Origin of the sequence: Pseudomonas sp. B21-048, from assembly GCF_024748615.1 — a bacterium.
In the GTDB taxonomy this organism is placed as follows: Bacteria; Pseudomonadota; Gammaproteobacteria; order Pseudomonadales; family Pseudomonadaceae; genus Aquipseudomonas.
In genome coordinates, this window is sequence record NZ_CP087168.1 from 1957963 (window position 1) to 1975551 (window position 17589).

Consider the following 17589-nt stretch of genomic DNA (forward strand, 5'->3'; position numbering starts at 1 on the left):
TGTGACGCAGAGCGTCACTGGCTGCGTTCCCACGCAGAGCGTGGGAACGCTCAGGTTCGTGGCAACTCAATCACAAACCGTGTCCACCCGTTTTCCGATTCGCAACGAATCTGCCCGCCATGGGCGCGGATGATCGACTGGGTGATCGCCAATCCCAGCCCCGCATGCTCACTGCTGCCTTCATGACGCGCCGGGTCTGCCCGGTAGAAACGGTCAAACAAACGCGGCAACAAGTCTTCAGAAATCCCTTCACCACTGTTTTCAACGGTCAGGCTCAAGCCTGTCGGCTGCTCGATAATCCGCACCCGAACCTCGCCGCCGACCGGGGTAAACCGCAGTGCATTGTCCAGTAAATTGGACAGCGCCCGACGCAGCATGCTGCGGTCGCCCTGCATACGCGCGCTGCCGTCACGACTCAACTTCACCTGAGCGTCCTCGGCCAGCGGCGCAAAAAACTCCAGCAGCACATCGGCTTCTTCCGCCAGTTCCAGCGCTTCGCGCTTGGGCATCAGCAAGCCATGGTCAGCCTTGGCCAGGTACAACATGTCGTTGACCAGTTGCGCCATCCATTGCAGTTCTTCGAGGTTGCTGTGCAGCGCTTCGCGGTAATCCTCGAGGGGGCGAGGGCGGGTGAGGGTGACCTGGGTGTGGGTCAGCAGGTTCGACAGCGGTGTGCGCAGTTCATGGGCGATGTCGGCGGAGAACGCCGAGAGTCGCTGAAAAGAGTCGTCGAGGCGTCCGAGCATGGCGTTGAAGCTGTGGGCCATTTCCGCGAGTTCTGGCGGCATGTCTGCTTCCGGCAGGCGCGCGTTGAGCGATTGCGCCGAAACACCGCTGGCGACCGCGCTCATGCGTCGCAACGGGCGTAAACCACTGCGCGCCGCCCAGGCACCGAGCAGGGCGGTGGCCAGGGCCGAAAGGCCGACCGTCAGCCAGATCAGGTGTTGCATGCGCTGCAGAAAGTGCTGGTGATGGGTGATGTCCAGCAGCAGAGTCAGTTGCGGTGAATCGGGTTTGTCGAGGAACAGCGGCGCATTCAGGACGCGATAGTCGGTGCCGTCGTCGCTCACTGTCGACAGGCCGGGCTGGCGCGGCAAGTCTTTGGGTAAACGGTCCGAGCTGTCGTACAAGCGTTGGCCATCGCTGCCAGTGATGCGCAGGGAAAGATCGGCTTGTCGGCTCAATTCGTCGGCCAGTCTGGCCTCGGTTTCGCTGGATTGAATGTCCTCCAGCGCCCGGCGCAAACCAATCAGTTTGCCGTCGAGCAACTGCTGGTCCAGCTCGACAAAGTGCGCCTCGCTGGCGCGGCTGAATAACACCCCGGCGAACAACGACACCACCGCGGTGCAGGCCGCGAACAGGAGGGCCAGGCGGCTGCTCAAAGAAAGCCGACGCATCAGGCGGGGCGCTCTTCAAGGACGTAGCCCATGCCGCGCACGGTGTGGATCAACTTGTTGGGGAAATCGTCGTCGATCTTCAGGCGCAAACGACGGATCGCCACTTCGATAACGTTGGTGTCGCTGTCGAAATTCATGTCCCACACCTGGGAAGCGATCAGCGACTTGGGCAGAACTTCACCTTGGCGCCGCAGGAGCATTTCCAGCAGGGCGAATTCTTTGGCGGTCAGGTCGATGCGCTGACCGTTGCGCTCGACCCGCCGGCGGATCAGGTCCAGGCGCAAGTCGGCCAGTTGCAGGCTGGTTTCCTGAGGTGTGGCGCTGCCGCGACGCAGCAGGCTGCGTACCCGGGCCAGTAGTTCGGAGAAGGCGAACGGTTTGACCAGATAGTCGTCGGCACCCAGTTCCAGGCCGTGGACCCTGTCCTCCACTGCGTCTCGGGCTGTAAGAAACAGTACCGGTGTGTCGAGGCCTGCGCCGCGCACCGCTTGCAGAATCTGCCAGCCATCGCGTCCGGGGAGCATCACATCGAGAATCAACAAGGCGTAATCGCCGCTCAGCGCCAGTTGCTGACCGGTGTTGCCGTCGGCCGCCAGTTCGGTGGTGAATCCGGCCTCGGTCAGGCCCTGACGCAGGTAATGGCCGGTTTTCGCTTGGTCTTCAACAATCAGCAGTTTCATGGGCGACTCGGGCAATTGGAACAGGTGCGTTATACCGTGGGCGGCGGCGAAGCAGGCCTACCTGACAAAGTTGTAATTTGTCTGTCAGGTGGTTGGCAGTACCCGCAGCTTAGAGTCTCCCACAAGCTGAACCTCATCTTGTTGGAGCGCGACTATGTTTTTGCAAAATCGTCTGGCACTGGCCGCTTGCTTGCTGACTCTGAGCCTGGGGCTGGAGGCTTCACCGGCGCATTCCTACGACTTCGGTCAACCGGCGGCAGCGACCAAGGTTACCCGTAGCGTTGAAGTGGTGATGGGAGATATGTCCTTCACTTCGAAGGCGATTGATATCAGGGCCGGAGAAACCGTGCGTTTTGTACTGGTGAATAAAGGCCAGTTACTGCACGAATTCAACCTCGGCGACGCGCAAATGCATGCCCGGCACCAGCAGGAAATGCTCCAGATGCAGCAAAACGGCATGCTGATGCCTACAGGCATGAAAGCCATGGACCACGGGTCCATGGGCCATTCTTCCGAAGGGCATGGGATGAAACACGATGACCCGAACAGTGTGCTGGTGGAGCCGGGCAAAACCGCCGAGCTGACCTGGACCTTCACCAAGGCCACCAATCTGGAGTTTGCCTGCAATATCCCCGGCCACTATCAGGCCGGTATGGTCGGCAAACTGACAGTCAGTCAGTAAGCACTCAAAGGCGGGAGCAAAGGCTGGTAGAATCCGCTGATTCTTCAGTCAGGTTTCCGCCATGCATCCCGCAGCCGAACATTCGCCGCTGGGCAAATCCAGCGAATACATCGCCACCTACACACCGTCCTTGCTGTTCCCGATCCCGCGCACCGCGAAATGGGCCGAGCTGGGCCTGACGGCTGAAACCCTGCCGTACAAGGGTGTGGACTTCTGGAACTGCTTCGAACTGTCGTGGCTGTTGCCATCCGGCAAGCCTGTGGTGGCGATTGGCGAATTCAGCATTCCGGCGGATTCGCCGAACATCATCGAATCCAAGTCGTTCAAGCTGTACCTCAACTCGCTGAACCAAACAGCGTTTGCCGACATCGCAAGCCTTGAAGCAACGCTGGCGAAAGACCTCTCGGCCGCTGCCGGCAAACCGGTGGGCGTGCGGATTCGCAGCCTGAAAGAAGTTGAAGCAGAAGGCGTCGTGGCGTTGCCGGGTGTGTGCATCGATGACCTGGACATCAGCGTCAGCAACTATGAGCATCCGCGTCCGGAACTGCTGCGGTGCGATGAGTCGCTCATTATTGAAGAGTCCGTGCACAGCCATTTGCTCAAATCCAACTGCCCGGTCACCAGCCAGCCGGATTGGGGCAGCGTAGCGGTGGAGTATCGCGGCGCGGCGCTGGATCATGCGAGTTTGCTGGAATACATCGTGAGTTTTCGTCAGCACTCGGACTTCCATGAGCAGTGCGTGGAGCGGATTTTCCTCGACCTGCAGCGGTTGCTAAAACCGGAGAAATTGACGGTGTATGCGCGGTATGTGCGTCGTGGCGGGTTGGACATCAACCCGTATCGCAGCACCGAAGATGTGCAACTGCCGAACCATCGCCTGGTCCGCCAGTAAGTTCAAAAGATCGTCCGAGCGCGGCCCGAGCTTTCGGCAGCTCTTGCAGGGTGTACGCCGTCCCAATGTAGGAGCTGCCGCAGGCTGCGATCTTGGCGCAATTCCAGGCGCCCGATAACTCAACGATTGGAAACCAAAAAGCCCCGCTATCGATAGTGGGGCTTTTTTGCATCTGGCAGATTCAGATCCCCATGTTGCCCAAGGCTTGCACGATGTTGCGCAAGGTGCCAGCGAGGGTGGGATGTTCAAGTTCGAAGCGCTCGACGGCCAGGTTCACATTGTCGGCGAGGTTGGTGTCCTGGGTTTTGGTTTCGAGCTCAAGTTCGAGTTCGATCTGTTGCATCAGCGCGTGCAGATCAGCGCGCTCGGCTTCGGAAAGCGGTGGATTCTGTTCCAATTGCTCGCGCAGTTTGTTGAGCTGTTCTTGCAGTTCGCGGGCAGGCATGGGCGTTCTTCCTTTTATCGATAGGCACTGGCATAGACCGCGGTGGCGCGCCAAAGGTCTATGGCTGACCTTTAGATTAATCCACTCTCGGGCAACCTGCATGATCTCGGTCAGGGCTTTTCGCCCTTGAGTCGGCGCAGGTTGATATCGGCCAGGCAGGTGTCGAGTTCGCCCAGATGATCGATCACCGAATGCACGCCCAGGCCGAACAGCTGCACCGTCGCCTTGCCGCGCAAGTGTTCCCGTTCCTTCTGGCTCAAGGCTCGCCATTCGCTCGGCGCCAACCCGCATAGCGAGCCACAGGACGCCAAGCCAATGGTCCATAACCCGGCATTCAGGCCCGATTGCAGCAGCCGTGGCTCGCCGCTGACCAGCACGCAGCCGTCCAGGCGTTCGACATTCAACGCCATCAAGGCTTGCCAGCAGGCATTCGGCGCCGGCCATGGATTGATTGTTGCCGGGTGTTGCAAAGGTTTGATCCAGTCCGGAAGTGCTGCGGCCAGAGAGTGGCTAAGGGCGGGGGGCAGTTCATCGAGCCAGGCGCAAGGGATCTGTTGGCGCTGCAGGCTGGACAGGCTATCCAGAGCGCCGAGCGTGACTTCGGCATGCTCGGCAGTCAGTGTGCCGGCTTGGCGGGTGCGTGCGCCGAAATCCACCAGACATCCACTAAGGCCGAACAGTACAGCGGTCAGGCGGGGTGCGATGAGAGGCGAGGCTTCGGCGCGTGGCATGTCAACCATCCTTGAAATAGTGACAAGGCTATTCGTGGACGGTGACAGTTGAGTGACACGGATATGAATGGCGCGCAGCCAAATGAATCATCCATAGGCCATCGCGCGCGATACTGCCTAAACCGGGTTTTCCGTCATATACTAGCGGCCTTTGCGCTTGGGCCGAGCCCCCGCGCCAGTACGAATCCAAGGAGTTTCTCTATGCGCTGGAGCAATCATCTCGCTCAGCTTTGTATGTGTGCCAGTGTATTGCTGGTTCCGTTCGCGGCCCAGGCTGCCACGGAAGAAGACCCTTGGGAAAGCATTAACCGCCCGATCTACACGTTCAACGACTTTGTCGACACCTACGCACTGAAGCCATTGGCTCAGGGCTACCAGTTCGTCACGCCGCAGTTTCTGGAAGACGGCATCCACAATATGTTCCGCAACGTCGGCGATGTGACCAACCTCGCCAACGACGTGTTGCAGGCCAAGCCCGCCGCGGCTGGCGTCGACACCGCGCGTTTGATCTTCAACACCACCTTCGGTCTGCTGGGCTTCTTCGACGTGGGCACCCACATGGGCCTGCATCGCAACGACGAAGACTTCGGCCAGACCCTCGGTTACTGGGGCGTGGGCAGCGGCCCATACCTGATGCTGCCGTTCCTGGGCCCAAGCACCTTGCGTGATGCGCCTTCCAAGTATGTCGACGGTTACACCGGTCCATACCGCTATATCCACGACGTGCCGGTGCGTAACTCGATCTTCGGCCTGAACATCGTCGATGCCCGCGCCAATCTGTTATCGGCCGAGAAACTGGTCAGTGGCGACAAATACACCTTTATTCGTAATGCCTACCTGCAAAACCGCGAATTCAAAGTCAAGGACGGCCAGGTCGAAGACGATTTTTAATCTCGACCGCTAAAACGAAAGAAGGCGGCCATTTGGCCGCCTTCTTTCGTTTGGCTTGCGGGTTAAATCGGGTTATTTCATCTTCAGGATTGTAAGCCCGAGTTTCTGATGACCATCGTCCTGTGCTTTCGCCCACACCACTTCGGTATCGGCCTCAAGGCCTTTTAGCGCCGCATGATCGGAATCAATCCGCACACTGAGTCGGTCACCGACCTTGAATAAACGTGGCGCCTCAACCTGCATACCGCTGCTGGAAAGGTCGATGCAGACGGCTGGCACTTCATCGCCCTCATGAATCAGCGCCACATCGGCATCGACCCTCATGCGGATGAAATCGCGCTTTTCGCTGTAGTCCCGATCAGTTTGGCTCATGGGCTCGATCCTTCCTTTGGGTTAAGGTTTTACCTGTTCTTATAACTCTCGGTGATTTGACAAGTAAAGACGTCAAGCGACCATCGGCGTGAGCTTGAAACGCCTCGCGGATGGGAGTACCGTCTGCGCCTTAGAAGGGCACCTTTGGTGGACGTGTGAGTAGGGCAAACGCTCGAAAACAGTGCAGTCAGAGAGGCTAGAAAGCGAATCCAGTAGTGTGAGCAGGGCCAAATGCCCAGCCTGCTACGCCAACCTAATTCTGGCGCCGTTTGCCCACATGCCAAAAACCAGTGCCACGCTGCTGATAATCGATGATGACGAAGTAGTGCGCGCGAGCCTCGCGGCCTACTTGGAAGACAGTGGTTTCAGTGTCCTGCAGGCCAGCAATGGCCAGCAGGGTCTTCAGGTATTCGAGCAAGACAAGCCCGATTTGGTCATCTGCGATCTGCGCATGCCGCAGATGGGCGGACTCGAACTCATTCGCCAGGTCACCGAGCTGTCGCCGCAAACACCGGTCATCGTGGTGTCTGGCGCCGGTGTGATGAACGACGCGGTCGAGGCCCTGCGCCTGGGCGCGGCGGATTACCTGATCAAGCCTCTCGAAGATCTGGCCGTACTCGAGCACTCCGTGCGCCGGGCCCTGGATCGTGCGCGTCTGCTGCTGGAAAACCAGCGCTATCGCGAGAAGCTGGAAAAGGCCAACCGCGAGCTCGAAGCCAGCCTGAACCTGCTCCAGGAAGACCAGAACGCCGGTCGCCAGGTGCAGATGAACATGCTGCCGGTCAGCCCCTGGAACATCAACGAGTTCCAGTTTGCGCACCAGATCATCCCGTCGCTTTACCTGTCGGGTGACTTCGTCGACTATTTTCGGGTCGACGAGCGTCGGGTAGCGTTCTATTTGGCAGACGTTTCCGGTCATGGCGCCTCTTCAGCCTTCGTCACCGTACTGCTGAAGTTCATGACTACGCGCTTGCTGTTCGAGTCCAAGCGCAACGGCACATTGCCAGAGTTCAAGCCTTCAGAGGTTCTTGGTCATATCAACCGGGGCCTGATCAGTTGTAAGCTGGGTAAGCACGTCACAATGGTCGGTGGAGTCATCGACGAGGAGACCGGTTTGTTGACCTATAGCATCGGCGGTCATCTGCCGTTGCCTGTGTTGTACACGCCAGACAGTGTTCGTTACCTGGAAGGGCGCGGTTTGCCGGTGGGCCTCTTCAATGAAGCCTCCTACGAAGACCACGTGCTGGAATTGCCGCCAGTGTTCAGCTTGACGCTGATGTCTGATGGCATTTTGGACCTTTTGCCAGAACCCACACTCAAAGATAAAGAAGCTGCTTTACCTCAACGGGTGAAGGCAGCGGGCGGCAGCCTGGATGGTCTGCGCCAGGTTTTTGGATTGGCCACGCTAGGGGAGATGCCGGATGATATCGCCCTGTTGGTGTTGAGCAGGAATCTTTAATGAGTACCGGTAGAATCCAGTTCGCCGAGCAGGATGGCACCTTCGTCCTGAAATTCGTCGGTGAAGTTCGCCTGACCCTGTGTTCGGCGTTGGATGCGACTATTGAGCGGATCTTCACGGCGTTGAATTTCAACGCCATCGTGATCGACCTGACCGAAACCCGCAGCATCGACAGCACCACCCTGGGCCTGCTGGCCAAACTGTCGATCCTGTCGCGGCAAAAGGTCGGCCTGCTGCCGACCGTCGTCACCACCCACGAAGACATCACCCGTCTGCTGCAGTCCATGGGCTTCGAGCAAGTGTTCAACATCGTTGACCGTCCGATCCCATGCCCTGAATGCCTGACCGACCTGCCAGACCAGGACCAGTCCGAAGAAGTGGTGCGCGTCAAAGTCCTCGAGGCGCATAAAATCCTCATGGGCCTGAACGACTCCAACCGTGAAGCGTTCCATGATCTGGTGAATGCGCTGGAGCGGCACTGATTCCCTGAGGCGGTGTGGGTCAGTCTGATCCCACACTAACCCCGCGCAAACACGCCACCGCGACCCACCACAAATCCCTTGTAGGAGCGAGGCTTGCCCGCGAAGGCGTCCGCACACCCACCACGGCCACCAGCGCGAAGCCAACCCAATCCCCGCTACCAAACGCGCACAAAAAAGGGCGAACCCACCAAGGTTCGCCCTTTTGGCATTGCGATGAACTTAGATCACAGCTTGGCCTGCAACAACGCCTCAAGCTTCTCCTGATCCCGAGCAAACTGACGAATCCCCTCAGCCAGCTTCTCGGTCGCCATCGCATCCTCGTTAGACAACCAACGGAACTGCGCTTCATTCAAGCTCAGACGCGCTTCACCGGCATGCCCCGGCGCCAATTTGCGCTCCAGCTTGCCAGTATCCGCCGCCAGCTTCTCCAGCAAATCCGGGCTAATGGTCAGACGATCACACCCAGCCAGCTGCTCGATCTGATTCAGGTTACGGAAGCTCGCGCCCATCACCACAGTCTTGTAGTCATTGGCCTTGTAGTAGTTGTAGATACGCGTCACCGACTGCACGCCCGGATCATCCGCGCCGGTGTAGTCGTTGCCGGTGGCTTTCTTGTACCAGTCGTAAATACGACCCACGAACGGCGAAATCAGGAAAACCCCAGCGTCAGCACAAGCCGCAGCCTGAGCGAAAGAGAACAGCAAGGTCAGGTTGGTCTGGATGCCTTCCTTTTCCAGCTTCTCGGCAGCGCGGATGCCTTCCCAGGTCGAAGCGATCTTGATCAGCACACGGTCACGGCCAACGCCGGCCTTGTCGTACAGGTCGATCAGACGGTGCGCACGCTTCAATACGGCGTCAGTGTCGAACGACAGGCGCGCATCCACTTCAGTGGAAATACGACCCGGTACAACCTTCAGAATTTCTTGCCCTACCGCAACGCCAAAACGGTCGCTGGCCAAGCCCACATCGCCCTTGCAGTCGTGAACGCAAGCGTTCAGCAACTCGGCATAACCGGGAATGGCTGCCGCTTTGAGCAGCAGGGAAGGGTTGGTGGTAGCGTCCACGGGTTTAACGCGAGCGATTGCTTCGAAGTCGCCGGTGTCGGCAACCACGGTGGTCATTTGTTTGAGTTGTTCCAGCTTGGAAGTCATGAGTGTGCTCTGTCCTATGGGTCCAATGACATTACCCGAGCGCTTGCAGCCACTCAAGGGCGTGTACGTGTATCGACGGCCCCAGCGGCAACATCCTGAAAACGGATGTTTGAAAGGCGGGGCGTGGTATCGGTAGATACGATGCTGAAATGGGGAGCAGGTTCAACGCAAGTGACGGTTAACGTGCTGGGCAGGCCTGGGCCATGTCCTTGATGCGTACCGGTTTGCGGATTAGACCTTTGAGCGCCCGGGCCGAACAAGTGACGGCCACGATTTCAAAGCTGCCATTTTCTAACGAAACAAACTGAACGCGATCACCGGCGCGAAGCCCCAGTGGGGCGCGCAGCTCGGCTGGAAGGGTGATCCGTCCTTTAGAGGTCAGCGTGGCCATTGCCACAGATGATTACTCCGTTTCGCCTTACGAAAGAGCGGCAGGAGAATCAACGCCCCTCCAACAACTCCGCCGCCTGATCCAGCAACGCCAAAGGCTCTTTAGCCTTGTGAATATCCACCGACAACAACTGCCGAAACTTCCGCGCCCCCGGAAACCCGGTGCCCAGCCCCAGCACATGCCGGGTGATATGGTGCATCGATCCACCCGCCAGCAGATGCTCAGCGATATAAGGCCGCAACTGAGCCAGCGCCTCGGCTCGGCTGATTACCGGAGCCTTGCTGCCGAATAGCTGCTGATCAACCTCAGCCATCACATAAGGATTGTGATACGCCTCACGGCCCAGCATCACGCCGTCAAACGTCTGCAAATGCTCGTGACAAGCCTCCAACGTCTTGATCCCGCCGTTGAGAATAATCTCCAGCTCCGGAAAATCCGTCTTCAACCGCGCCGCCACGTCATAGCGCAGAGGCGGAATGTCGCGGTTCTCCTTCGGCGATAACCCCTCCAGAATCGCAATCCGCGCATGCACGGTAAAACTCGTGCACCCGGCATCCCGAACCGTGCCGACGAAATCACACAACTGCTCGTAACTGTCCCGCCCATTAATCCCGATCCGATGCTTTACCGTCACCGGAATCGACACCGCATCGCGCATCGCCTTCACACAATCAGCCACCAACTGCGGATGCCCCATCAGGCATGCCCCAATCATATTGTTCTGCACCCGATCACTCGGGCAGCCGACGTTTAGGTTCACCTCGTCGTAGCCGTGTTCCTGGGCCATGCGTGCGCAGGCGGCCAGGTCCAGCGGGACACTGCCGCCGAGCTGCAGGGCGAGCGGGTGCTCGGCTTCGTTGTGACGCAGGAAGCGGTCGTGGTCGCCGTTAAGGAGCGCGCCGGTGGTGACCATTTCTGTATAGAGGAGAGCGTGTTTGGAGAGTAGGCGTAGGAAAAAGCGGCAGTGGCGGTCTGTCCAATCCATCATAGGCGCAACGCTAAAGCGTCTAGACACCGTAGAGCTTGTATTTACTGGGGTTGCAGCAAGATTCTGTATCATTTTGCTCTACGTGTTTGAGGCCTATTTTGAGGGGTAAAACGGCGTTTTGTACCAGTGGTTGGTACAATGTACCAATCCATTTTGCAATTGTACCAGGTGACCATGGCCACGATCAGAGCAAGGAAGCGCACCGACGGCAGCGTCAGCTACACGGCACAGATACGCCTGTTTCGCGACGGTGCCCAAGTTTACCAAGAGAGCCAGACCTTCGCCCGAAAAGAGGCCGCCAAGGCCTGGGTTCGAAATCGCGAAGCCGAGCTGGATCAACCAGGTGCTATCGAGCGAGCAAACCGCAAAGGTGCGACGGTCAAGGAGATGATCGAGCGCTATTTGCTTGAAATGAAGAAAGTCCGGCCGCTGGGCAAAACCAAGCTCGCCACGCTCAATGCCATCGGCGAGTCATATTTTGGCGAGCTGCACGACAAAGACATCAACAGCCAGAAGTTGGTGGAGTATGCGCTGTGGCGGATGGGTAAAGAGGGCGGAGACGTCAAACCACAGACGGCCGGCAACGATCTTTCCCACTTGGGCGCAGTGCTTGCAGTTGCTCGCCCGGCCTGGGGGTATGAAGTTGATTCTCAGGCGATGGGTGATGCCCGAAAGGTGCTGAAAAAACTCGGCTACAACATGCGCAGCCGTGAGCGCGATCGCCGTCCTACGTTGGATGAACTCCATCGGCTGCTGACGCACTTTCACGGCATCCAAGCCCGCCGTCCGACGGCTATCAATATGCTCAAAATGACCGGGTTCGCACTGTTCTCCACGCGCCGCCAGGAGGAAATCACTCGAATTCAGTGGGCCGATCTGGATGAGGTCGGCCATCGGGTGCTGGTGCGCGACATGAAAAACCCTGGCCAGAAGATCGGCAATGACGTCTGGTGCCACTTGCCGCCAGAAGCCTGGGCCATTCTTCAAACCATGCCCAAAGAGCGGCCCGAGATCTTTCCTTATAATGCCGAGTCAATCTCCGCGTCCTGGACCAGGGCCTGCCAGTTTCTTGAAATAGAAGACCTGCACTTTCATGACCTGCGGCACGAAGGCGTAAGTCGACTGTTCGAAATGGATTGGGACATTCCCCGGGTGGCAAGTGTTTCGGGGCATCGAGACTGGAACTCAATGCGTCGCTACACACATTTGCGTGGCCGAGGTGATGCCTATGTTAAGTGGGAATGGAAGGATAAAATCTTGCAGGCGCCGGTGGCACTGGGCGCCAGACTAATGAAGTAGCTCAGCCCCTCCTAAGCGCGCCGGTGAGTTGATTGCTCTCTTTAATCGCAGCGGCGCGCTGCACATCCAGATATTCCGCAAGATCGGTGATGTGTACGCCTTTGGCGCTCTTCTGACTCGCCTCCATGCGTGTAATCGGGATTCTTATTTGGCCTGCCATCACTTTGCGATGGAACATGTCAGTGGTGAGGTGGGTGAAGTAGTCCTTGCAGACTCGGTCTAGGGGAATGACCACTTGGCCATTGTATTGAGCCATTAGGACGAACAGAGTTTTCATTGCGTTGTTCCTTCAACTGAATTGAGCCATTACGCGTTCTGGAACACCCAGCAGCGCACGGTGGTTGGTTTCTTGATCATCGAATTGTTTGCTGCTTGCGAAGCGCGAACAGCGCTGTAAATGGCTTTATTAATCTCCAGCAACTTGTGGCTACGGCTGTCGACCAACAGCGCGCGCAACGTCTTGAGGTCAGTGAGGTTCTGTCGGTGCTCACTGGCCTTTTCAGCGAGTTCATTGAGGTTGATAGCGATGAGTTTCGGGTCCGTGCTGTGATTAACCTGCGGACCATCGCCCAGGCTTTCGAGGTATTCGTAGACCTCCCAGAACTCAGCCACCAGAGGGTGGTCAGCACTGATCGCGGATTGTCGCTCCAGGGCCATGGCGGTGAGCTGCTGGTGAGTCGTCACCACCTGGTTTTCATCCAGTGGGCAGATCAGGCACAGGCAGTCGACCAGGGCCATCATCTGGCTGTGGTTCTTGATGATCCGCTCCACGCGGATTTCCTTGATCATGCGCAGACGCTGTTCGTGTACAAGCACACGCTCTGCGAACTTGGCCATGACCTGCGGTTCTGCACGAATCGCCATCACGAGAAAGTGGCTTAGCTGCTCAATCGGGATCACGTTGAGGTTGTCAGCGGCCGCACGGCTCTCGGTAGTGACTTCCGGGCGCGCAAAATGTGATTTGATAATCCGGGTCAGGATTGCTTCGGACGCGCTGACATCCGCGTTCTGGCTGATCGCAATGGCGCCGCGAAACGGTGGTTCGTAGGTTTCGTTGCCGCTGGTTTTCATGCCCTTGGTGCCGAGCGTGCCGCCTCCGAAGAAGTCTTTCAGCTCATCCCAGTCGAAGCTCTTGGCGTGTGCCTTGTCCGGCTCGTTGCGATCGCCCTCGATCAGAACCACCGGCATGTTGGACACCTGGCCCATGGCACGCTGCCGACCGGCGCGGGTTGATTTGGACGGGTCAAACCCTTCATGTTCCCGGCCCAGCAGCTTCCACAGAAAGGTCAGCAGCGTGGTTTTGCCGGCGCCGGCTTCGCCCGTGACTTCCAGGAACGGAAAGGATTTGTACTTGCCCCGGATCTGTTCGGCGAACAGCGAGCCGAACCAGAAGGCCAGGGCCACGATTCCTTTGGCGCCAAAGCACAGCCAGAGCATCGGCAGCCAGTCGGTCCGGTACTGCTTGTGATCACGCTGAATATGCATCTTGATCGACTTCTGCAGCGTCTTCAGCCGAAGTTTCCCAAACTCAAAAAAGTCCTCCTTGTTCACCTCGCAGACCAACCCGTTGCGCATGGCCACATCACCAAACACGTAAGCGCCGTATTCCTTGCTGTAGCCCACGTAATCAATCGTCTCGACAGTTTTCAGGCCGTAGAGCTGGTCTTTGAGGATCTTGTCGAGCTGCTTGCCGCTCCCGGTGAACACCGCGCCAGCGGCCATACTCAGTAGGCGTTTCTTAAACTCACTGGCCGCAGCCACCTGGCCACCGGTGAAAGTGTTTTTGACGCTGCCGCCGTCATGAGGGAAGTCGATGCGGTAGTAGTACCAGGACTCATCAGTGACGTCGTTGCGCTGGAAGTACAAGGCCTGGGGGTAGCAGTTCGCGATCTCCACTACGCCGCCGCATTGGCGCAACGCTTTGGCCCGGCGCTGCTTGTCGCTGAGCTGCTGGTCTTCATGGCGATCGGACGTGTCCAGCGCCTGCATGGCCTTGTTGAATTTCTCCAGGTCCATCTTGAACCAGTACAGGCGGCTCTCGTAACCGAAGTGAAACTCATGGCTTTCACGCCATTCGTACATCAGCACGCCTTTCTCGGCGGCGCTTTCAGCGATCAGCAAGGCGCCGTAGTGGCGTGCGGTCCTGAGGTCTTGTTCGACTTGCTCGGTGCGTTGCTCGCTGTCTTCGATAAATTGCCAGCGTTGGTGGAGGTCATTCCAATCGATCTTGCGGTTGTCGGGTTGCGGGATCTGCGCTGCGTCGCAGGTGTAGCCCAAGGCGAGAGCTTCGCGGACCCAGCGCTTTGTATAGCGATGAGCGCCGGGCTCGTTATCCAGTGCCCAAACCAACTTGGGGAGCTTTCCACCACGTTGGCGAGAGAGTTCTTTGAGTGATGTTTCGGGGAACGCGTTGGAGGACATTGCCGACACGGCCGCGATGCCATGATGGGCCAGGGCAATCGCATCGAAGATCCCTTCGACAATCCACAGCTCTTTGATCTCAAGCAACTCAACGCAGGGTGGACACCACCATGTGCCTCGGTAACTTTCACCTGGTTGAAACCGGGCTTTCATCTTGCCGAAGCGGTGCGGTCGATCGATCAGCCGTTCCCAGTATCCGCCCTTGTCCAAGGCGAAACGCACGGTCGCGCTGCCGGCATTCAATTCGTCGGAGAAGTATGTCTCCTGGGTAAACCAGCCTTGGATCAACTCAAAGCGAAAGCCTCGGGCAAACTCCAAATAAGCTCGAGCAGTCGCGCTAGGGTACTGATTGGAGGAGGGCGCGCGCTTACTCCAGTCGTCGAACAGGTCCTCATAGATCTCCTTCAAATGCCAGCGCTGTCCGCATTTGCTTTCGCGGCCACAAATGATCAGCCAAGGATTGGAGTGGCGGGTATACAGCTCCTTCTTACCGCACGCGGGGCATTTACCGCCGCGCAGATAGTCAGTGCTGAGGCGTCTCTTCAAGCCGTAGTCGCTCGCAAGACGCTGCAAAACCTCTGCGTGAAGCGTGTTCGATAACTTCATCACGATCAGCACCTTCGGCCGAGGCTGAATGAGAGTGCGCCGATCAACCGCTTCTGCACGGCCATCATCGGGAAGGTTGCGATCAGTGAGTCATGCCGCAAATGTGCGGGTACTGCGTTAAAACGTTTCTCATGCCAGTACGCATTGAACTGCTCGGCGTAATCGGCGCGAAGCGTCTCAAGCAAAATGACTGCCTGTTCACGGGGCAGGGTGGTGAAGATATCCACGTCGTCTTCCATGTATGCCTCAATTTTTAGGCGCACCTCACCCATACCCATTCGGGCATAGGCGTGAGGTTTGTTGCGTTGGGGATTACCTGGTGTTTGTCAGGTCATATCCGAGAGCGATGTGTGCTGTTGTTCGTAGCCCTGGATTTCACTCCACGCCAAGTGCACCAACTTCGTTGCAACACTGGTGGGCACTTCAAGCGCCACACTTAGATGACGCACGCAGCTTTCGAAGAGTTGGTCTGAATCGGCCAAGTACTCCGCCTGATGACGCAGCAGGTACGCCCGAGCCGCTTCCTGCATGCTGGTGCGGTAATCCTGTGTGCAATGTTGCGTAGGGGTCATGGTGCAGTCTCCAGTCCTTGGTGCGGCAGTAGCTCCAACTGATCGCTGGCTTGTTTCATGGCTTCACGGCGCAGCGCCGTATCGGCCAGAGGGAGCTTGACGGTGGGGTTGGCCATACCGCTGGGGCTCATCTCATGAGTCATTTCGAACTCAGCGCGTACCGACCAGCCGCAGGCTTCATTGGTGCATTGCAAGTAAGCGACGCGCAGAAAAATGTGGGTCCCTTCGCTGGTGCGTATCCGCATTCGGGATTGGCAGTGAGGGCAGACCAGTTTGTAGGTGCTCAATAGTTGCATCCTTGCGCTGTACTAACGAGATGGCCGAACTTGATCAGCTGACGATGCCGTCCTTGATGCCCAGCAGCACCGCGGCGCGATGCGCCTGGCCGCGACGTCCCTTCTTCCGACCGTTCAGTAGATCGCTGACCAGGTTGCTGTTCAGTTCGTGCTGGCGGGAGAACTCAGCGAGGCTGATACCTTTTCGATCAAGTGCTGCTCGGGCTTGCTCGGGTGTGAGGGGGGCGGGCATAGTGTCCATTCGTAGGCATCCGTGGTTATTTGGCGCCATTATGACCAAACAGTTGTGCTTGTAAAGGGTGAAAGCTTGAAAAGTTGTGCATCTAAAGAAGACTCGGACGTTAGCGTGGGCGATCGTTTGCGCGAGGAAAGGACGCTGCTCGGCCTCAATCAGGATGCCTTTGCGCAGCTCGGCGGCATCACCCGCAACACCCAAGGCAGCTATGAAAAAGGCGAGCGAAACCCCGATTCTGCCTACCTTACAGCCGTGGCCAAAGCAGGCGTCGACGTGTTGTACGTCTTGACTGGCGGGCGTTTGCAGCGGGCTGTTGAAGGGTTGGATGAGGCAGAAGTAAAGTTGATCCATCAGTTCAGGACGCTGTCTGACTATGACCAAAAAGCTGTGCATCGCATCGTTGGTGCGATGGCTGAAGTAACTGGTCTTTCAAACGCCAAGAAATAACTCGTCGCTATTTAGAACATTCGTTACGACGGATTTCAGTTTTGATTTTCCGTACTCCTAAGTAACGTTGCGCCTGCAATGAACATAAACGGAGTAGTGGGTATTTTGGATCAGGATGAAAAAGAAGATATTTGCAGGGATGTCGCGACTAGCGACAATGCTGTACTAACACAGGATGAGTGGAATCTTCTTACATGGTACAGGGAAGTATCTGAAGCGGATCGAGGATATATTCGGCATATCGCTGAAGTATTGGCGATCGCGCTTCTGTAGTTTAAGGGCATGGAGAGAGGAATATTTGTCGCAATGATTGCCAATGAAAAAACCCGGCTTCGTGCCGGGTTTTTTAGTTTTGCTGTAAAGGAGGCTACAGGTCATCCAGATCAGGATAGGTAATCTTGCCCACAACCCACGGCTCAACGATGTCGCAATGCACAGTGCGTAAAAATGAGCCCCATTCACTACGGTTGTGGGCATCTGGGCCGGTGACAGTCAGCAAAAGGTACTCGTCTCGGAACGGATCGTAAGCATAGATCAACCAAAAGTCATTGTCAGGGTCGTTAACCAGTGCTGTGCGGTAATACTGACGGTTGATTTTCGCCCATCGCGCTTGAGTTGCTTGGGTGCTTGCCAAGTGGATGTGGTGCATGTCGCTCAGATCGAGACGTTCGTCCCGCCCGAAAATTGCTGGGAGTTCACCGCACACTTTGTAGTTATAAAAGTGTGCAGCGAAGTTTTGCCAATTGTTTATTTTTTCAAAAAGCGCAGAAATTTTGACGGCTGGCATCCAGGCCTACTTTGTAATAGGTAGCTTGCCAGTGATCACAAATTTATCGAACACTTTCTGTCCATCACGCGCGGCTTGCCGAACATCGAGGAACGTCAGTTCATCACGAACGACCTTTTTGTTGGGCTTGTCGATCTTTCTGGTGGTGGCCATCGGAGCCTCCGAAGGGTGTGTATTCATACTGACCAGCTTATGTGATTAAGTCTTTTCGGGCAAACAGGGCCGAGCTTAATGGCCCCTCGCATGATTCCCCCATCGGTGAGGCTGAAGGGGGGGCTTGGTGGTCGGCTACCAAACAGAGGCAGCCAGTAATGCAGAGTCGGTCCGAGGAAAGCTTGGACCGTCATTGAGTCGCCACACCCGAT

At 57.2% G+C, this 17589-nt stretch carries 23 protein-coding genes; 7 read left to right on the plus strand and 16 right to left on the minus strand.

Annotated elements, in window-relative coordinates:
* Nucleotides 1–50: 50 nt before the first annotated feature.
* Both LOY56_RS08935 and LOY56_RS08940 read right to left on the minus strand, forming a co-directional pair.
* Nucleotides 51–1397, minus strand: a complete 1347-nt coding sequence (locus LOY56_RS08935) for a heavy metal sensor histidine kinase (protein WP_258621122.1) — start codon at nucleotides 1395–1397, stop codon at nucleotides 51–53.
* Nucleotides 1397–2077 carry a heavy metal response regulator transcription factor gene (locus LOY56_RS08940; RefSeq protein WP_258621124.1) on the minus strand — a complete coding sequence of 227 codons (681 nt, stop codon included), beginning with the start codon at nucleotides 2075–2077 and terminating at the stop codon, nucleotides 1397–1399. Before LOY56_RS08940 ends, LOY56_RS08935 begins: the two co-directional genes overlap by 1 nt.
* Before the next feature lie 154 nt (nucleotides 2078–2231).
* Between LOY56_RS08940 and LOY56_RS08945 the strand changes: the two genes are divergently transcribed.
* Nucleotides 2232–2759, plus strand: coding sequence for a cupredoxin family protein (locus LOY56_RS08945; RefSeq protein ID WP_258621125.1), 528 nt, complete (start codon nucleotides 2232–2234; stop codon nucleotides 2757–2759).
* A 61-nt stretch (nucleotides 2760–2820) separates the two neighbouring features.
* Complete coding sequence (gene queF / locus LOY56_RS08950) at nucleotides 2821–3651, plus strand: NADPH-dependent 7-cyano-7-deazaguanine reductase QueF (protein ID WP_258621126.1); 831 nt, start codon at nucleotides 2821–2823, stop codon at nucleotides 3649–3651.
* Between the two features lie 181 nt (nucleotides 3652–3832).
* Here the strand turns inward: queF and LOY56_RS08955 are convergent, their stop codons facing one another.
* Entirely contained in the window at nucleotides 3833–4096 is a 264-nt protein-coding gene (locus tag LOY56_RS08955) for a DUF4404 family protein (RefSeq protein WP_205889667.1), read from the minus strand.
* A gap of 110 nt (nucleotides 4097–4206) precedes the next feature.
* Complete coding sequence (locus tag LOY56_RS08960) at nucleotides 4207–4827, minus strand: HAD family phosphatase (protein WP_258621127.1); 621 nt, start codon at nucleotides 4825–4827, stop codon at nucleotides 4207–4209.
* A 201-nt stretch (nucleotides 4828–5028) separates the two neighbouring features.
* Between LOY56_RS08960 and LOY56_RS08965 the strand changes: the two genes are divergently transcribed.
* Nucleotides 5029–5718, plus strand: a complete 690-nt coding sequence (locus LOY56_RS08965; RefSeq protein WP_258621128.1) for a VacJ family lipoprotein — start codon at nucleotides 5029–5031, stop codon at nucleotides 5716–5718.
* Nucleotides 5719–5790: 72 nt separating this feature from the next.
* On the opposite strand, the gene LOY56_RS08970 is transcribed toward LOY56_RS08965, so the two are convergent.
* The gene (locus LOY56_RS08970) at nucleotides 5791–6090 is read right to left on the minus strand and encodes a PilZ domain-containing protein (RefSeq protein ID WP_258621129.1); all 300 of its coding nucleotides are present in this window, start codon (nucleotides 6088–6090) and stop codon (nucleotides 5791–5793) included.
* Between the two features lie 277 nt (nucleotides 6091–6367).
* Between LOY56_RS08970 and rssB the strand changes: the two genes are divergently transcribed.
* Together rssB and rssC are read left to right on the plus strand one after the other, a co-directional pair.
* Complete coding sequence (gene rssB, locus LOY56_RS08975; RefSeq protein ID WP_258621130.1) at nucleotides 6368–7549, plus strand: two-component system response regulator RssB; 1182 nt, start codon at nucleotides 6368–6370, stop codon at nucleotides 7547–7549.
* The gene (gene rssC / locus LOY56_RS08980; protein ID WP_007897104.1) at nucleotides 7549–8031 is read left to right on the plus strand and encodes an anti-sigma factor antagonist RssC; all 483 of its coding nucleotides are present in this window, start codon (nucleotides 7549–7551) and stop codon (nucleotides 8029–8031) included. Before rssB ends, rssC begins: the two co-directional genes overlap by 1 nt.
* 224 nt (nucleotides 8032–8255) lie before the next feature.
* On the opposite strand, the gene tal is transcribed toward rssC, so the two are convergent.
* From tal to dusA, 3 genes are all read right to left on the minus strand, one after another.
* On the minus strand, nucleotides 8256–9182 hold the full coding sequence (gene tal / locus LOY56_RS08985; protein ID WP_258621132.1) for a transaldolase: 927 nt from the start codon (nucleotides 9180–9182) through the stop codon (nucleotides 8256–8258).
* Between the two features lie 178 nt (nucleotides 9183–9360).
* Nucleotides 9361–9573, minus strand: a complete 213-nt coding sequence (locus tag LOY56_RS08990; protein ID WP_408980379.1) for an AbrB/MazE/SpoVT family DNA-binding domain-containing protein — start codon at nucleotides 9571–9573, stop codon at nucleotides 9361–9363.
* 49 nt (nucleotides 9574–9622) lie between these two features.
* Complete coding sequence (gene dusA / locus LOY56_RS08995) at nucleotides 9623–10633, minus strand: tRNA dihydrouridine(20/20a) synthase DusA (RefSeq protein WP_258621135.1); 1011 nt, start codon at nucleotides 10631–10633, stop codon at nucleotides 9623–9625.
* Nucleotides 10634–10735: 102 nt separating this feature from the next.
* On the opposite strand from dusA, the gene LOY56_RS09000 reads away from it, so the two are divergent.
* Nucleotides 10736–11860 (plus strand): site-specific integrase, encoded by a 1125-nt coding sequence (locus LOY56_RS09000; protein WP_258622593.1) that lies wholly within the window; start codon nucleotides 10736–10738, stop codon nucleotides 11858–11860.
* 1 nt (nucleotide 11861) lies between these two features.
* Here LOY56_RS09000 and LOY56_RS09005 read toward each other — a convergent pair whose 3' ends face one another.
* From LOY56_RS09005 to LOY56_RS09030, 6 genes are all read right to left on the minus strand, one after another.
* On the minus strand, nucleotides 11862–12137 hold the full coding sequence (locus tag LOY56_RS09005; RefSeq protein ID WP_258621136.1) for a pyocin activator PrtN family protein: 276 nt from the start codon (nucleotides 12135–12137) through the stop codon (nucleotides 11862–11864).
* A gap of 29 nt (nucleotides 12138–12166) precedes the next feature.
* Nucleotides 12167–14887, minus strand: coding sequence for a bifunctional DNA primase/helicase (locus tag LOY56_RS09010; RefSeq protein WP_258621137.1), 2721 nt, complete (start codon nucleotides 14885–14887; stop codon nucleotides 12167–12169).
* 5 nt (nucleotides 14888–14892) lie between these two features.
* Nucleotides 14893–15126 carry a hypothetical protein gene (locus tag LOY56_RS09015; protein ID WP_258621138.1) on the minus strand — a complete coding sequence of 78 codons (234 nt, stop codon included), beginning with the start codon at nucleotides 15124–15126 and terminating at the stop codon, nucleotides 14893–14895.
* An 87-nt stretch (nucleotides 15127–15213) separates the two neighbouring features.
* A complete protein-coding gene (locus tag LOY56_RS09020; RefSeq protein ID WP_258621139.1) occupies nucleotides 15214–15459 on the minus strand; it encodes a hypothetical protein in 246 nt (81 codons plus the stop codon).
* Nucleotides 15456–15746 (minus strand): ogr/Delta-like zinc finger family protein, encoded by a 291-nt coding sequence (locus LOY56_RS09025; RefSeq protein WP_258621140.1) that lies wholly within the window; start codon nucleotides 15744–15746, stop codon nucleotides 15456–15458. The genes LOY56_RS09020 and LOY56_RS09025 overlap by 4 nt, the downstream gene beginning before the upstream one ends.
* 43 nt (nucleotides 15747–15789) lie before the next feature.
* Entirely contained in the window at nucleotides 15790–15987 is a 198-nt protein-coding gene (locus LOY56_RS09030) for a DNA-binding protein (RefSeq protein ID WP_258622594.1), read from the minus strand.
* A 114-nt stretch (nucleotides 15988–16101) separates the two neighbouring features.
* Between LOY56_RS09030 and LOY56_RS09035 the strand changes: the two genes are divergently transcribed.
* The gene (locus LOY56_RS09035) at nucleotides 16102–16437 is read left to right on the plus strand and encodes a helix-turn-helix domain-containing protein (RefSeq protein ID WP_258621142.1); all 336 of its coding nucleotides are present in this window, start codon (nucleotides 16102–16104) and stop codon (nucleotides 16435–16437) included.
* 367 nt (nucleotides 16438–16804) lie between these two features.
* On the opposite strand, the gene LOY56_RS09040 is transcribed toward LOY56_RS09035, so the two are convergent.
* Together LOY56_RS09040 and LOY56_RS09045 are read right to left on the minus strand one after the other, a co-directional pair.
* Nucleotides 16805–17224, minus strand: coding sequence for a type II toxin-antitoxin system YafO family toxin (locus LOY56_RS09040; protein WP_258621144.1), 420 nt, complete (start codon nucleotides 17222–17224; stop codon nucleotides 16805–16807).
* A gap of 6 nt (nucleotides 17225–17230) precedes the next feature.
* Nucleotides 17231–17377: a hypothetical protein gene (locus tag LOY56_RS09045; protein ID WP_258621145.1), complete on the minus strand. Its 147-nt coding sequence runs from the start codon at nucleotides 17375–17377 to the stop codon at nucleotides 17231–17233.
* Nucleotides 17378–17589 lie beyond the last annotated feature (212 nt).

Excerpts from the sequence above, each read along its gene's own strand:
- LOY56_RS08935 (WP_258621122.1), bottom strand. The coding sequence starts at position 1,397 with ATGCGTCGGCTTTCTTTGAGCAGCCGCCTGGCCCTCCTGTTCGCGGCC.
- LOY56_RS08940 (WP_258621124.1), bottom strand. The coding sequence starts at position 2,077 with ATGAAACTGCTGATTGTTGAAGACCAAGCGAAAACCGGCCATTACCTG.
- LOY56_RS08945 (WP_258621125.1), top strand. The coding sequence starts at position 2,232 with ATGTTTTTGCAAAATCGTCTGGCACTGGCCGCTTGCTTGCTGACTCTG.
- queF (WP_258621126.1), top strand. The coding sequence starts at position 2,821 with ATGCATCCCGCAGCCGAACATTCGCCGCTGGGCAAATCCAGCGAATAC.
- LOY56_RS08955 (WP_205889667.1), bottom strand. The coding sequence starts at position 4,096 with ATGCCTGCCCGCGAACTGCAAGAACAGCTCAACAAACTGCGCGAGCAA.
- LOY56_RS08960 (WP_258621127.1), bottom strand. The coding sequence starts at position 4,827 with ATGCCACGCGCCGAAGCCTCGCCTCTCATCGCACCCCGCCTGACCGCT.
- LOY56_RS08965 (WP_258621128.1), top strand. The coding sequence starts at position 5,029 with ATGCGCTGGAGCAATCATCTCGCTCAGCTTTGTATGTGTGCCAGTGTA.
- LOY56_RS08970 (WP_258621129.1), bottom strand. The coding sequence starts at position 6,090 with ATGAGCCAAACTGATCGGGACTACAGCGAAAAGCGCGATTTCATCCGC.
- rssB (WP_258621130.1), top strand. The coding sequence starts at position 6,368 with ATGCCAAAAACCAGTGCCACGCTGCTGATAATCGATGATGACGAAGTA.
- rssC (WP_007897104.1), top strand. The coding sequence starts at position 7,549 with ATGAGTACCGGTAGAATCCAGTTCGCCGAGCAGGATGGCACCTTCGTC.
- tal (WP_258621132.1), bottom strand. The coding sequence starts at position 9,182 with ATGACTTCCAAGCTGGAACAACTCAAACAAATGACCACCGTGGTTGCC.
- LOY56_RS08990 (WP_408980379.1), bottom strand. The coding sequence starts at position 9,573 with ATGGCCACGCTGACCTCTAAAGGACGGATCACCCTTCCAGCCGAGCTG.
- dusA (WP_258621135.1), bottom strand. The coding sequence starts at position 10,633 with ATGATACAGAATCTTGCTGCAACCCCAGTAAATACAAGCTCTACGGTG.
- LOY56_RS09000 (WP_258622593.1), top strand. The coding sequence starts at position 10,736 with ATGGCCACGATCAGAGCAAGGAAGCGCACCGACGGCAGCGTCAGCTAC.
- LOY56_RS09005 (WP_258621136.1), bottom strand. The coding sequence starts at position 12,137 with ATGAAAACTCTGTTCGTCCTAATGGCTCAATACAATGGCCAAGTGGTC.
- LOY56_RS09010 (WP_258621137.1), bottom strand. The coding sequence starts at position 14,887 with ATGAAGTTATCGAACACGCTTCACGCAGAGGTTTTGCAGCGTCTTGCG.
- LOY56_RS09015 (WP_258621138.1), bottom strand. The coding sequence starts at position 15,126 with ATGGAAGACGACGTGGATATCTTCACCACCCTGCCCCGTGAACAGGCA.
- LOY56_RS09020 (WP_258621139.1), bottom strand. The coding sequence starts at position 15,459 with ATGACCCCTACGCAACATTGCACACAGGATTACCGCACCAGCATGCAG.
- LOY56_RS09030 (WP_258622594.1), bottom strand. The coding sequence starts at position 15,987 with ATGCCCGCCCCCCTCACACCCGAGCAAGCCCGAGCAGCACTTGATCGA.
- LOY56_RS09040 (WP_258621144.1), bottom strand. The coding sequence starts at position 17,224 with ATGCCAGCCGTCAAAATTTCTGCGCTTTTTGAAAAAATAAACAATTGG.
- LOY56_RS09045 (WP_258621145.1), bottom strand. The coding sequence starts at position 17,377 with ATGGCCACCACCAGAAAGATCGACAAGCCCAACAAAAAGGTCGTTCGT.